This is a genomic window from Streptomyces gilvus, from assembly GCF_022513565.1.
Taxonomy (GTDB): domain Bacteria; phylum Actinomycetota; class Actinomycetes; order Streptomycetales; family Streptomycetaceae; genus Streptomyces; species Streptomyces gilvus.
In genome coordinates this window covers 249164-261903 of sequence record NZ_JAKWBE010000002.1, presented here as the reverse complement: position 1 = coordinate 261903, position 12740 = coordinate 249164, and the positions used below count along the sequence as shown (strand labels likewise).

Below are 12740 nucleotides of genomic sequence, written 5' to 3'. Positions count from 1 at the left end.
AAACCACTGCGGGAGACAGACGATGGAGGACTCGGCGGACCGGCATGTCGAGGAGTGGGTGAAGGAGCTCGACTGGATGGACCCGGTGAAGGAGGCGATCTTCGTCCGCCTGGCCATCCTGTCCCGGCACGCCTCCAAGGCCCGGCGCGAGATGCTCGACTCCGACGGGCTGCGCCACTGGCAGTACAAGGTGCTGCTCACCCTGCGCCGGTTCGGCCCGCCCTACACCGCGAGCCCGTCACAGCTCGCCGACCGGCTGGGGCTGACCCGGGGCGCGCTGTCGGCCCGGCTGGCACCGCTGGAGGAGGCGGGCCTGATCAGCCGTACCCACGAGGAGGGCGACCGCCGGAGGGTGCGGGTGCGGCTCACCGAGGCGGGAGACGCCGCCTTCGAGCAGCACGCCGCGTCGGAGGAAGCGGACGAGGTCGCGCTGCTCTCCGTACTGACCGCAGAAGAACAGCGGACACTGGCCGACCTGCTGCGGCGGCTGGTCGTCGCGGCCGAGTCCGGCCCGGAGCCGCCCGAGCCGAAAAGGTCCAGGTCAACCGGGAGCTGACCTGGACCCTCGCGGTTTCTGGCTCCTACTCGTCCCATGCCTGGATCAGGATTTCCTCGGCGATCTTCCCGTCCCGCAGCGTGATCATCGACTCGGCCAGGACCCGGGTCCCGTCCGCGTACTCGCACGACTGGCTGTAGGCGGCGTGGTCGCCCTGGACGATGCACTGGTCGACCCGGTGCGTCATGTCCCGGCTGTAGATGTCCTCGAACAGCGCGCCGATCTCGTCGCGGCCGTGCAGGAGCCGGGGTTTGCTGGGCTGGGTGTTGCGGTCCACGATGCGCACTTGCGCGTCGTCCGCGTAGAGCGACAGAAGGTCTGCCGCCGTGTGTCCCTCGACGCCCCTCTTCAGCGTGTCGGCGTTGAAGGTGCTGCTTGCCGCGGTGCCCATGGTGACCTCCTTCGAGGGCCGCGACCCGGTCGGGAGCGGGCCGCGAAGACCTCACCTTCGAGACTCCTCCGCCCCGGCGGGCTCGGCAAGCGCAACCGCGCGCTACGCCTCGCGGGTGAGCGGGGGCGGGCGCCCGTGTCCGGCCGGGCCGCGGCGGCGTTGCTGAAAGCATGATCTCAACACGACGTATCGTCGCCGCCGTCGGTCTCGCCGCGGGCCTGACCGGGCTGGCCGCGCCGCTGGCCTCCGCGGCCGAGGCGGCGGCACCGGGCACGGGCGCGATCAACCCGATGACCACCCTCGACTCCCTCACCGTGAGCGATCTGCCCGCGGCGCACAAGGCGGGGATCCCGCGGCCGTCGGGCCAGCTGCGGCAGCTGAACCGGCTCAACGACCTCGGCCGGTTGCACCAGCTCACCGACATGGCCGCGCCCGTGACCGGTCTGCTCGGCGGCATCCAGTAGCCGACCGCGCAGCGCGAAGCGAGGGCCGCCCCTGCCCGGGGCGGCCCTCGCCGTGTGTCAGCCCGCCGTCGCCAGGAACTGCGTGGCCGCGAGCTCCGCGTAGAGCGGGTCGGAGGCCACCAGTTCACGATGGGTGCCCACGGCCCGTACCCGGCCCGCGTCCATGACGACGATCCGGTCGGCCGTCGTCACCGTGGACAGCCGGTGCGCGACGACGAGGACCGTGGTCGTCCGGGCGACGTCCGCGACGGTGTCGCGCAGGGCCGCCTCGTTCACCGCGTCCAGCTGCGAGGTCGCCTCGTCCAGGAGCAGGAGGCGGGGGCGGCGCAGCAGCGCGCGGGCGATGGCGACCCGCTGCCGCTCACCGCCCGAGAGCCTGGTGCCGCGATGCCCCACCAGTGTGTCGAGGCCCTTGGGCAGCCGGGCGGCCAGCCCGTCCAGCCGGGTCGTCTTCAGCACCCGCGTGAGCGTCGCCTCGTCGGCCTCCGGATTGCCCAGCAGCAGGTTGTCCCGCAGCGAACCCGACAGGACCGGGGCGTCCTGCTCCACATAGCCGATCGCGGAGCGAAGCCGGGGCAGCTCCCACTCGGCCAGATCACGGCCGTCGAGCGATATGGTCCCGGACTCCGGGTCGTAGAACCGCTCGATGAGCGAGAACACCGTGGTCTTGCCCGCCCCGGACGGACCGACGAACGCCGTCATACCGCGGGCGGGCACCTCGAAGGTGACCCCGTGATGCACGTACGGCAGGTCGTCGGCGTACCGGAAGCGGACCTCGTCGAAGGCGAGCGAGGCCGGCTCGGCGCCGGGCGCGGGCAACGGCGCCGCCTCGGCCGGGGGTTCGGCGGGCAGGGTCAGCGCCTCCTGGATACGGGCCAGGGCGGCGGCGCCCGTCTGGTACTGCGTGATCGCACCGACCACCTGCTGGATCGGGGACATGAGGTAGAAGACGTACAGCAGGAACGCCACCAGCGTGCCGACCTGGACGGCGCCGGTCGCCACCCGCGCCCCGCCCACCGCCAGCACCGTGATGAAGGCGATCTGCATCGCCAGACCGGCCGTGTTGCCCGCCGCGGCCGACCACTTGGCGGCCCGCACGCTCTGCCGCCACGACTCCTCGGTGGCCTCGTGCAGCGTCCGCTCCTCCCGGTGCTCCGCGCCCGACGCCTTCACCGTGCGCAGCGCGCCGAGGATGCGCTCCAGCGCGGCGCCCATCACCCCGACCGCGTCCTGCGCCCGCCGGCTCGCCCGGTTGATGCGCGGCACGATCACGCCGAGCACCGTGCCCGCGCCCAGGATCACCGCCAGCGTGACCCCGAGCAGCACCGGGTCCACCAGCCCCATCATCACCACCGTCGCCACCAGCGTGAGCCCGCCCGTGCCGAGGCCCACCAGGGAGTCGGTGGTGACCTCGCGCAGCAGGGTGGTGTCCGAGGTGATCCGGGCCATCAGATCGCCCGGCTCGCTGCGGTCGACCGCCGTGATGCGCAGCCGCAGCAGATACGACGACAGCGCGCGCCGTGCCCCGAGCACCACCGACTCCGCCGTGCGCCGCAGCACGTACGAACCCAGCGCGCCCAGCGCCGCGTTGGCGACCACCAGGGCCGACATGGCGAGCAGCGCGCCGGTGATCGCCCGGTCGTGGGACAGGTCGTCGATCAACCCCCTGGCCACCAGCGGCAGCAGCAGCCCGGCGGCACCGGTGAGCAGGGACAGCAGCGCGCCGGCCAACAGGGCCCAGCGGTGCGGGCGTACATAGCCGAGGAGCAGCCGCCAGGCGGGCGGACGGGTACCGGGGTCTGCGATGCTCACGGCGCTCCTCGACGGTCGTGGAGCATTCAGGCTACGTCGGCGCCCACCCCCAGCCGCGGCCAGTCCCGGGCCGCCGGGCACGCGACCGCGTCCGGCAGGCACCCCCGGACCATCCGCACCAGCACGTCCGACGGCCCCAGTTCGATCCAGTCCGTGACCCCGTCCGCGTGCAGCCGGCCGACCGCGTCCGCGAACCGCACCGGCTCGCGCAGCTCCCGCACCCAGAACCCGGCCTCGGTCACCTCGTCACCGACCGGCTGCGCGGTCACGTCGGACACGAGCGGAATCCGGGGGGCGCACACCTTCATGGTGGCCATGGTGGCCCTGAACTCGTCGAGGATCGGGTCGAGTTGCGGGGAGTGCGGAGCGATGTCCACCCGGAGCCGATGGGTCCTGCGCCCCCGCGCCGACCACTCGGCGCACAGGTCGTCCAGCGCCTGCCGCTCGCCCGACACCACCACGTCCCGGGGGCCGTTCACCGCCGCGACCACCATGCCGCCCGGCAGCCGCAGCTCCTCCTCGCTCACCTCCAGCGCGGCCATGCCGCCCGTCCCCGGCAGCCTGCCCATCAGCCGGGACAGCGTGCCCACCGTGTGACAGGCGGCCTCGAGCGTCAGCACCCCGGCGGCGTACGCGGCGGCCATCCGTCCCGCCGAGTACCCGAACAGCACGTCCGGCCGCACCCCGCGGCTCTCCAGCAGCCGCAGCTGTGCGACCTGGAGGGCGAAGACCGCCGGATTGCCGAACGTCACCCGGTCCAGCAGCGCGGCCGTGCGCGTGCCCTCCCGGGCGAACATCACGTCCTTCAGCGGCAGGTCGAGATACGGGTCGAGACGCGCGCACACCTCGTCCAGGGCCGCCGCGAACACGGGCGAGGCGGCGTGCAGTTCGCGGCCCATACCGGGCTGCTGCGAGGCACCGCCGGAGAACAGGAACGCCGTGCGGCCCGTCGGTGGCCGTACCGCCGGGGCCGGGATCGAGGGCGCCGGGGCCGTCAGCCGCGCCACGACCTCCTCGGGCGACACGCACACCTCGATCCGCTCCAGATCCCCGGGCCGTACGAACCCCTCGTCCCGGGCGCGCTCCAGGAAGTCCAGCAGCGGTCGGTAGAAGCCCTCGGGGTCCAGCAGCAGGCACGGCTTGCGGTGGAGGTCCAGCCGCGCCCAGCTCAACACCTCCAGCAGTTCCTCCGCCGTGCCCAGACCGCCCGGCAACGCCACGAAGACGTCGCCGAGTTCGGTCATCCGCGCCTTCCGGGCATGTTCGTCGGGCACGATCTCCAGAGCGGTCAGCCCGGTGTGGGCGATCTCGTACGGCGGCATGCGGCGCGGGAGCACGCCGGTCACCGCACCGCCGACCCCCAGGGCGCCGTCCGCGACCGCGCCCATCAGACCGGTGCGCGCACCGCCGTACACGAGCCGCAGCCCCGACTTGCCCAGGGCGCGGCCGAGTTCGGCGGCCGTGCGCAGATGGCCGGCACGCCGGCCGGGGGAGGAGCCGCACCAGACGGTCACCGAGGTCACGGCCACAGCCCGCACCCCCTGGTCAGAATGTGATGCGGGTCGTAGCGGTCCTTGGCGCGGGCGAGGTCCGCCCAGGCGGGGCCGAAGTGCGCGTGCCAGTCGTCGGGCGTCATGGGCAGCGCGCCGACCGGGTGGACGACACCGCCGACGGCCAGCGCGGCCTCGTACACCGCCCTGTTGGCCGCGACCAACTCCCGTACGACATCGGGGCGGTCGGGCGGTGCCGTGCGCATCAGGGAGAGCAGGCACAGGAGTTCACCGGGCGGCCGGCGCAGCAGCGGGGCGTGCAGGGCGCTGCCGTTGAGCGGCCGCAGCTGGACGGTGCCGCAGTGGCGCAGGCCCTCCTGGCGGCGGTCGGCCAGGACGGACGGCACGAACGTCGTCGCGGCCTCCTCCGGGAGCAGGAGCGTCAGCCACGGGTGCGGGCGCTGCCACTCGCCGGTGGCCCGCAGCAGGCGTTCGTCCCGGTCGAGGCGGTGCAGGTACTCCGCGTAGGAGAGGTCCTCGATCTCCGCCGTGTCCGGGTCGTGGTCGAGGTCTCCGATGAACAGCGGGTCGTCACAGGGGAGTTGGCCGGTGTGCGGGGCGACGGCCTCGGTCACGTAGTCCCAGGTGCCGTCGATCGCCGGGCGGGCCTGCCCTGCGACATGGCTGAAGCGGGCGTCGCGGGCGAGGCGCCGCTGGTCGGTGAAGAAGGTGCCGGGCGTGTGGTGGTAGAGGCGGTAGCGGCGGACCAGCGCCGGTGCGGGCACCAGGCGGAGCGTGGCGCGGACGATCAGCGCGCACTGGCCGAGTCCGGCAAGGACGGCGTGGAACAGGCCGGCGTGCCGCTCGGGCGAACAGACCAGCCGCTGCCCGGCACCGGTGACGACCTCCAGCTCCCGCACCCAGTCGGCGACCAGCCCGAACCGGTGACTGGAGCCGCCGAAGCCCCCGGTGCTCAGCACCCCGCCGACACTGCCGCCCAGATGATCCGGCGACACCGCGGGCGCCAGCCCCTCGGCGAGCGCCGCTCGTACCACGTCACGCCACAGGGCACCCGCGTCCGCCACCAGCGTCCGCTCCTCGGGCAGACAGCGCACCTCGTCCAGCGCCGTCATGTCGACGACATAGCCGCCGTCCGCCTGTCCCTGCCCGTACAGCGCCTGTCCGCCGCCGCGCGCCGACACCGGAAGCCCGCGCGGGCCGGCGAAGGCGAGGAGATCGCCGAGCGCGTCGACCGAATGCGCCGTGAGGACACCGCGCGGACGCGAGTCCACGATGTGCCCGAAATCCGTCGCGGCCCGCAGCAGGTCCTCGTCCTCGTCCACCGCCGGAACATCGACTGCCTTCATGCCGCACGCTCCCGTACATGGTCCGAAAAGAATTCCCTCATGGAGCGTCTCGGAACAAAAACCAGGCCGACGCATCGGGTCAGTAAAGAAAGGCCCACACTTCGCGAATATGATTTCCGGCCGTGGTTTTTCTTCATATTTCTTAACGAATTCTTGTCGCCTTTGTGGAACCCTCGTCCCGAGGGCCGCCCGTGTCCCTACTGATCAGTCACACGTAGGCTGCAACCGACCGACAGCGGCCGATGAAAGGGTTCAACACCATGGCGCAGGAAGTACGCGGCGTGATCGCACCGGGCAAGGGCGAGCCGGTGCGGGTGGAGACGATCGTCGTGCCCGATCCCGGCCCCGGGGAAGCGGTCGTACAGGTGCAGGCGTGCGGGGTGTGCCACACCGACCTGCACTACAAACAGGGCGGCATCAGCGACGACTTCCCCTTCCTGCTCGGTCATGAGGCCGCGGGTGTGGTGGAGTCGGTGGGCGAGGGCGTCACCGACGTGGCACCCGGCGACTTCGTGATCCTCAACTGGCGTGCGGTGTGCGGGAACTGCCGGGCCTGTCTGCGCGGGCGGCCCTGGTACTGCTTCAACACCCACAACGCCGAGCAGAGGATGACCCTCGCCTCGACCGGTCAGGAGCTGTCCCCGGCGCTGGGCATCGGCGCCTTCGCGGACAAGACGCTGGTGGCCGCCGGACAGTGCACCAAGGTCGACCCGGGCGTGGCCCCGCAGGTGGCCGGCCTTCTGGGGTGCGGCGTGATGGCCGGGATCGGTGCGGCGATCAACACCGGGGGCGTCGGACGCGGTGACAGCGTGGCCGTGATCGGCTGCGGCGGGGTGGGCGACGCGGCGATCGCCGGCTCCCGGCTCGCCGGCGCGGCGAGGATCATCGCCGTGGACATCGACGACCGCAAACTGTCGACCGCCCGGGAACTGGGCGCCACCCACACCGTGAACTCGCGCGAGAACGATCCCGTCGAGGCGATCCGCGAGCTGACCGGCGGCTTCGGCGCCGACGTGGTGATCGAGGCGGTCGGCCGCCCCGAGACGTACCAACAGGCCTTCTACGCCCGGGATCTGGCCGGCACGGTGGTGCTGGTCGGCGTGCCCACCCCGGAGATGAAGCTCGAACTGCCCCTGCTGGACGTCTTCGGCCGCGGCGGCGCGCTCAAGTCCTCCTGGTACGGCGACTGTCTGCCCAGCCGGGACTTCCCCATGCTGATCGACCTGCACCTCCAGGGCCGTCTGCCGCTGGAGAAGTTCGTCACCGAGACCATCGAACTCGGCGAGGTGGAGAAGGCGTTCGAGCGGATGCACCACGGTGACGTGCTGCGCTCGGTGGTGGTGCTGTGATGGCCGCCCGCATCGAACGCCTGGTCACCTCGGGCACCTTCGCCCTCGACGGCGGCACCTGGGAGGTGGACAACAACGTGTGGCTCGTCGGCGACGACCACGAGGTCGTCGTCATCGACGCGGCCCACGACGCCGACGCGATCGCCGAGGCGGTCGGCGACCGCCGGCTGACGGCGATCGTGTGCACCCACGCCCACAACGACCACGTCAACGCCGCACCCGCCCTCGCGGAGCGCACCGGTGCCACCATCTGGCTGCACCCGGACGACCTGCCGCTGTGGAAGCTCACCCACCCCGACCGGGACCCCGACGCGCATCTCGTCGACGGTCAGGTCATCGAGGCCGCCGGCGCCGACCTCACGGTGATCCACACCCCCGGGCACGCGCCCGGCGCGGTCTGCCTCCACGACCCCGGCCTGGCCACGGTCTTCACCGGCGACACCCTCTTCCAGGGCGGACCCGGCGCCACCGGCCGCTCCTACTCCCACTTCCCGACGATCATCGACTCCATCCGCGACCGTCTGCTCACCCTCCCCCCGGAGACCAAGGTCCTCACCGGCCACGGCGATCCGACGACGATCGGCGCCGAGGCATCGCACCTGGAGGAGTGGATCGCCCGGGGCCACTGAGCCCGTTCGCCCCACCGGGTACGGGGGGTGTGGCTCCGAACGAGTGGACTCGCCGCGATGCCCGTGGAAGGGCGCCTTCCCGCATCGGCCGCCGATGGTGATGTTGCCGTCCCGGCCCGTGACTGGAGAGGCGCCCCCGCATGCGACGTACCCCTCGCCGCCGACTGCTCGCCGCGACGCTGTTCGTGGCGTCCCTGCTGGTCCCGACGGCCGTGGCCCCCGCCATGGCCGTCCCGGCCGGGACCGCCCACCCGTCCGCTCGGCGCCACTGTCCGCCGGGCGGCCTCGGACCCGGCGTGACCGCACGGCTGGACCGGACGATCGAGGACGTCCGCCGGCAGGCGGGCATCCCCGGTGCCGTCGTCGGACTGTGGATGCCGGGCAAGGGGTGCTACGTCCGGGCGAGCGGCGTCGCCGACAAGGCGACCGGCAGGCCGATGACCCCCGGCGTCTACGAGCGGATCGGCAGCGAGACCAAGACCTTCACGGCCACCGCCCTGCTGCAACTCGTCGACGACCATCGTGTCCGGCTGGACGACCCCGTCTCCCGCTACGTCCACGGCGTCCCGGACGGCGACCGGATCACGCTGCGCCACCTCGCCGAGATGCGCAGCGGCCTGTTCCCGTACAGCTCCGACCCGGACTTCGTCCGTGACCTGCTGAGCGACCCGGAGCGCTCCTTCACCCCCCGGCAACTGCTCGCCTACGCGTTCAAGCACAAGAACACCTTCGCGCCGGGCACGCAGTTCCAGTACTCCAACACCAACTTCATCGTGCTCGGGCTCGTCGTCGAGAAGGTCTCCGGTCAGCGGCTCGCCGACTTCGTCGACGCGCGGATCCTGCGGCCGGCCCGGCTGCACCACACGCTGCTGCCGCGGGGGACGGAGTTCCCCCGGCCGCATCCGCACGGCTACACGGACCAGACACTGACCGGAGAGGTCGCCGACGCCACCCACTGGAACCCCAGCTGGGCCTGGGCGGCCGGAGCGATGATCTCCGATCTGCAGGATCTGCGCCGCTGGGCCGAGGTCGTCGCCACGGGAAGTCTGCTCAGCCCCCGTACGCAGGCGCAGCGGCTCAGGATGCTGCCGACCGGTGTCGCCGGCCTCAGCTACGGCCTCGGCCTGTTCGACGCCAACGGATGGATCGGTCACAACGGCTCCATCCCCGGCTACGAGACCGTGACCGTGTACCTGCCCGCGCAGCGGGTCACCCTGGTCATCATGATCAACACGGACAGCACCGTCCAGGGCCAGGAACCCTCCACCCTCCTCGCCCAGGCGGTCACGGCGATCGTCACCCCGGACCACGTCTACGGCGGCGCGGTCGCAACACGCTGAAACAAACGGGCAGGGAAAACGGGCAGAAAAAAGGCGACAGAAGATGTCCGGCTTCCACGGCACCCTCGGCAGTGACCGACAACCGAGACCAAGGGGAGGCCGGACATGTCCGTAGCGCTGAACGGCAGGGTGGCGCTCGTCGCCGGGGCGACGCGGGGAGCGGGCCGTGGGATCGCGGTGGAACTCGGCGCGGCGGGCGCCACCGTCTACGTCACTGGACGCAGCACCCGCGCACGGCGCTCCGAGTACGACCGCCCCGAGACCATCGAGGACACCGCGGACCTCGTCACCCGAGCCGGCGGCCGGGCCATCGCCGTACCCACCGACCACCTCGAACCGGACCAGGTCCGTGCCCTCGTCGACCGCATCGCGGACGAACAGGGGCACCTGGACGTCCTCGTCAACGACATCTGGGGCGGCGAGAGTCTCTTCGAGTGGGACCGCCCGGTCTGGGAGCACGACCTGGACAAGGGCCTCAGGCTGCTGCGGCTCGCGGTCGAGACGCACGCCGTCACCAGCCACCACGCCCTGCCCCTGCTGCTGCGCCGGCCCGGCGGCCTGGCCGTGGAGGTCACCGACGGCACCGCGGAGTACAACCGCGACACCTACCGCGTCTCCTTCTTCTACGACCTCGCCAAGACCTCCGTCCTGCGCATGGCCTTCGCCCTCGGCCACGAACTCGGCCCGCGCGGCGCGACCGCCGTCGCCCTGACGCCGGGCTGGCTGCGCTCGGAGATCATGCTCGACCAGTTCGGCGTACGCGAGGACAACTGGCGCGACGCCCTCACCAAGGTCCCGCACTTCGCGATCTCCGAGACCCCGCGCTACGTCGGACGCGCCGTCGCCGCCCTCGCCGCCGACCCGGAGGTCGCCCGCTTCAACGGCCGCTCCCTGTCCAGCGGCGGCCTCGCCCAGGTCTACGGCTTCACGGACCTCGACGGCAGCCGGCCGGACGCCTGGCGGTATCTGGTCGAGGTGCAGGACGCGGGGAAGCCGGCGGACGTGACCGGGTACCGGTGAGCTCAGGAACCCGGCGTCACCGGAAGCGGCCAGCGCGCGGAATGGCCCGGGGGAAGCGCGAGGTCCTCCCGGACGGCCGCGTAGTAGCCCTCGCGGCCGGCGCGCTGCCGCTCCAGCAGGACCTGCCAGGCCTCGGGGTCCCGTGTGCCCTCTCGCACGAACCGCTCCATCTCCAGCACGGCGACGATCCAGGCCCGGCCCCGCTCCACGACCTCCGGGCTGCCCAGCAGGATCAGCGCCTCGCCGTGCGGTTCACGGGCGGTCTGCACCTCGGCCAGCAGCGGCTCCGCCTCCAGCGGGGTCAGGGGGTGCGGGTGCGGGTCGTTGCCGAAGTGCGCCGCCACCCGGTAGGTCAGCGCCACCTGTTGCTTCAGCGCCTGGGCCCAGTCGGCGTACACCGCGAACCGCCGTTCCTCCCACCGCGCCGCCCGCTCCCGCCTGAACCGCGCCTGATCACCCCGCACCACCGCCAGATACGAGCCGAGCGCACCGATCACGACCCCTATCAGCGCGGGGAGCTGCTGCAGAAAAGCGGACATGGGCGCACGCTATCCGCCCCGTAGATCTTGCGGGGAGTAGGTTCGGCCCATGGCTGACTTCAAGCGCTTCGAGGGGTACGGGGTTCTCGTCACGGGCGCGGCCCGCGGCATCGGCGCCGCCGTCGCCCGGCGCCTGGCCGAGGAGGGGGCGCGGGTCCTGCTCACCGACGCGGACCCGTCCGAGGTGGAGAAGACGGCGGCGGCACTGCGCGAACGCGGCCTGGCCACCGAGGCGTTGGCCTGCGACGTGGGGGACCGGGCGGCGGTGGAGGCGGCCGTCGCGCACGCCGTCGACGTCTTCGGCTCCCTCGAGGTCCTGGTCAACAGCGCGGCCTCCTGCACCCCCGACACCCCGCTCTTCGAGGACGGCGCGGACGAGGCGTGGGCCCGGGACCTCGACATCACCCTCACCGGCGCCTACCGCTGCTGCCGGGCCGCGCTCCCGCACCTCGCCGCCTCCGGGCGCGGCGCCGTCGTCAGCATCGGCTCCGTCAACGGCCGGATGGACTTCGGCAACCAGGCCTACAGCGCCGCCAAGGCCGGCCTCGCCTCCCTGACCCGCACCCTGGCCGGACACGCGGCCGGACGAGGAGTCCGCGTCAACCTCGTCGTGCCGGGCACCGTGCGCACCTCCGCGTGGGAAGGCCGGGAGGACGACCTGGAGGCGCTGCGCACGCTGTACCCGCTCGGCCGGGTCGGGGAACCGGAGGACATCGCGGCGGCCGTCGCCTTCCTCGCCTCCCGGGACGCGGCCTGGATCACCGGCACCGAACTGACCGTCGACGGCGGCCTGACCGCGGTCCACACGGGGTTCAACGCGGTGACGGGAGTGCGCGGCAACGCCTGACCCGCACGAAGTCGCGTACGGAGGGCAGGAGTTGGGGGACTGGGGCACGGCCTCGGCGAGTGTGCGGTGCGTGTCCGCGGGGTAGGCAGGGGGCGACCGCTGTGACCTGGCGCACTGCCAATGTCACCGTTTCGTCGTAACGTGCGGCGACTTACAACCGATCGCGGCGGACATCGGTCTAGCTGGCAGAGATCGCAGATCGGACGACCATTCCGCGCGAAAGGCAAAGGCAGACCATGGGGGACATCCGCAGACGGGGAGCCGTCGCACTCGGGATCACCGGACTGGTGGCACCGCTCACTCTCGCCCTGGGCACCGGTTCCGCCCAGGCGGCCACGAGCTGCACCACGCAGGCCGGGCCCTATCAGAAGCAGGTGGAGAGGTTCCTCGGCCGGCCGGTCGACGGAAAGCAGTCCGCCGCCGACTGCAAGGCCATCAAGGCCTTCCAGACCAAGCACGGCATCACCCCGAACATCGGGTACGCGGGTTCCGTCACCTGGGGCGTGATGGACCTCATGAACAAGCAGAAGGCCGTCGGGAACAACCCCGACAAGGAAGGCAAGTGCCCGACGAACAAGGGCCGCATAGCCTGCGTGAACCTCACGCTCCAGCTCAGCTGGATCCAGGACGGCAGCAGGCTCGTCTACGGCCCGGTGCCGGTCCGCACCGGCCGCAAGGGGTACGTCACCCGCACCGGTCTGAAGAAGATCTACTGGCGTGACAAGAACCACGTCTCGAACATCTACAACGTGCCGATGCCCTACAGCCAGTTCTTCGACGGCGGCCAGGCCTTCCACTCGGTCAACCTCAGCATGTGGAACCCGCCGGGCTCGCACGGCTGCGTCAACATGACCACCGCCACCGCCCAGAAGTACTGGTCCCTGCTGAAGACCGGCGACGACGTCTTCGTGTACGGGCGGAAGCCGGGCACCTGAG

Annotated in this window: 13 protein-coding genes; 8 read left to right on the top strand and 5 right to left on the bottom strand. The window is 72.0% G+C overall.

The features are described 5' to 3' along the window. Positions 1-22: 22 nt before the first annotated feature. Positions 23-556: a MarR family winged helix-turn-helix transcriptional regulator gene (locus tag MKW14_RS05345; RefSeq protein ID WP_240859273.1), complete on the top strand. Its 534-nt coding sequence runs from the start codon at positions 23-25 to the stop codon at positions 554-556. A 25-nt stretch (positions 557-581) separates the two neighbouring features. Here the strand turns inward: MKW14_RS05345 and MKW14_RS05340 are convergent, their stop codons facing one another. Next, a complete protein-coding gene (locus MKW14_RS05340; protein ID WP_240859272.1) occupies positions 582-947 on the bottom strand; it encodes a nuclear transport factor 2 family protein in 366 nt (121 codons plus the stop codon). 170 nt (positions 948-1117) lie between these two features. Here MKW14_RS05340 and MKW14_RS05335 point away from each other — a divergent pair, with 170 nt between their 5' ends. Then, a complete protein-coding gene (locus tag MKW14_RS05335) occupies positions 1118-1411 on the top strand; it encodes a hypothetical protein (protein WP_240859271.1) in 294 nt (97 codons plus the stop codon). Positions 1412-1468: 57 nt separating this feature from the next. On the opposite strand, the gene MKW14_RS05330 is transcribed toward MKW14_RS05335, so the two are convergent. From MKW14_RS05330 to MKW14_RS05320, 3 genes are read right to left on the bottom strand one after another with little or no spacing between them, the layout of a single operon-like run. Next, positions 1469-3223 (bottom strand): ABC transporter ATP-binding protein, encoded by a 1755-nt coding sequence (locus tag MKW14_RS05330; RefSeq protein WP_240859269.1) that lies wholly within the window; start codon positions 3221-3223, stop codon positions 1469-1471. A gap of 26 nt (positions 3224-3249) precedes the next feature. Next, the gene (locus MKW14_RS05325) at positions 3250-4752 is read right to left on the bottom strand and encodes a TIGR00730 family Rossman fold protein (RefSeq protein WP_240859267.1); all 1503 of its coding nucleotides are present in this window, start codon (positions 4750-4752) and stop codon (positions 3250-3252) included. Continuing rightward, positions 4743-6080: an FAD-binding protein gene (locus MKW14_RS05320; RefSeq protein ID WP_240859266.1), complete on the bottom strand. Its 1338-nt coding sequence runs from the start codon at positions 6078-6080 to the stop codon at positions 4743-4745. The genes MKW14_RS05325 and MKW14_RS05320 overlap by 10 nt, the downstream gene beginning before the upstream one ends. A 260-nt stretch (positions 6081-6340) precedes the next feature. On the opposite strand from MKW14_RS05320, the gene MKW14_RS05315 reads away from it, so the two are divergent. The 4 genes from MKW14_RS05315 to MKW14_RS05300 all read left to right on the top strand — a co-directional run bounded on the left by MKW14_RS05315 (position 6341) and on the right by MKW14_RS05300 (position 10418). Beyond that, positions 6341-7429 (top strand): S-(hydroxymethyl)mycothiol dehydrogenase, encoded by a 1089-nt coding sequence (locus tag MKW14_RS05315; RefSeq protein ID WP_240859264.1) that lies wholly within the window; start codon positions 6341-6343, stop codon positions 7427-7429. Beyond that, positions 7429-8058 carry an MBL fold metallo-hydrolase gene (locus tag MKW14_RS05310; RefSeq protein WP_240859263.1) on the top strand — a complete coding sequence of 210 codons (630 nt, stop codon included), beginning with the start codon at positions 7429-7431 and terminating at the stop codon, positions 8056-8058. Before MKW14_RS05315 ends, MKW14_RS05310 begins: the two co-directional genes overlap by 1 nt. 140 nt (positions 8059-8198) lie before the next feature. Next, positions 8199-9398, top strand: a complete 1200-nt coding sequence (locus tag MKW14_RS05305) for a serine hydrolase domain-containing protein (protein WP_240859262.1) — start codon at positions 8199-8201, stop codon at positions 9396-9398. Positions 9399-9503: 105 nt separating this feature from the next. Further along, positions 9504-10418 carry an SDR family oxidoreductase gene (locus MKW14_RS05300; RefSeq protein WP_240859261.1) on the top strand — a complete coding sequence of 305 codons (915 nt, stop codon included), beginning with the start codon at positions 9504-9506 and terminating at the stop codon, positions 10416-10418. A 2-nt stretch (positions 10419-10420) separates the two neighbouring features. On the opposite strand, the gene MKW14_RS05295 is transcribed toward MKW14_RS05300, so the two are convergent. Next, positions 10421-10957, bottom strand: coding sequence for a hypothetical protein (locus MKW14_RS05295; RefSeq protein ID WP_240859260.1), 537 nt, complete (start codon positions 10955-10957; stop codon positions 10421-10423). A 49-nt stretch (positions 10958-11006) separates the two neighbouring features. On the opposite strand from MKW14_RS05295, the gene MKW14_RS05290 reads away from it, so the two are divergent. Together MKW14_RS05290 and MKW14_RS05285 are read left to right on the top strand one after the other, a co-directional pair. Next, positions 11007-11804 carry an SDR family NAD(P)-dependent oxidoreductase gene (locus MKW14_RS05290; RefSeq protein WP_240859259.1) on the top strand — a complete coding sequence of 266 codons (798 nt, stop codon included), beginning with the start codon at positions 11007-11009 and terminating at the stop codon, positions 11802-11804. Between the two features lie 236 nt (positions 11805-12040). After that, complete coding sequence (locus MKW14_RS05285; protein WP_240859258.1) at positions 12041-12739, top strand: L,D-transpeptidase family protein; 699 nt, start codon at positions 12041-12043, stop codon at positions 12737-12739. Position 12740: the final 1 nt, after the last annotated feature.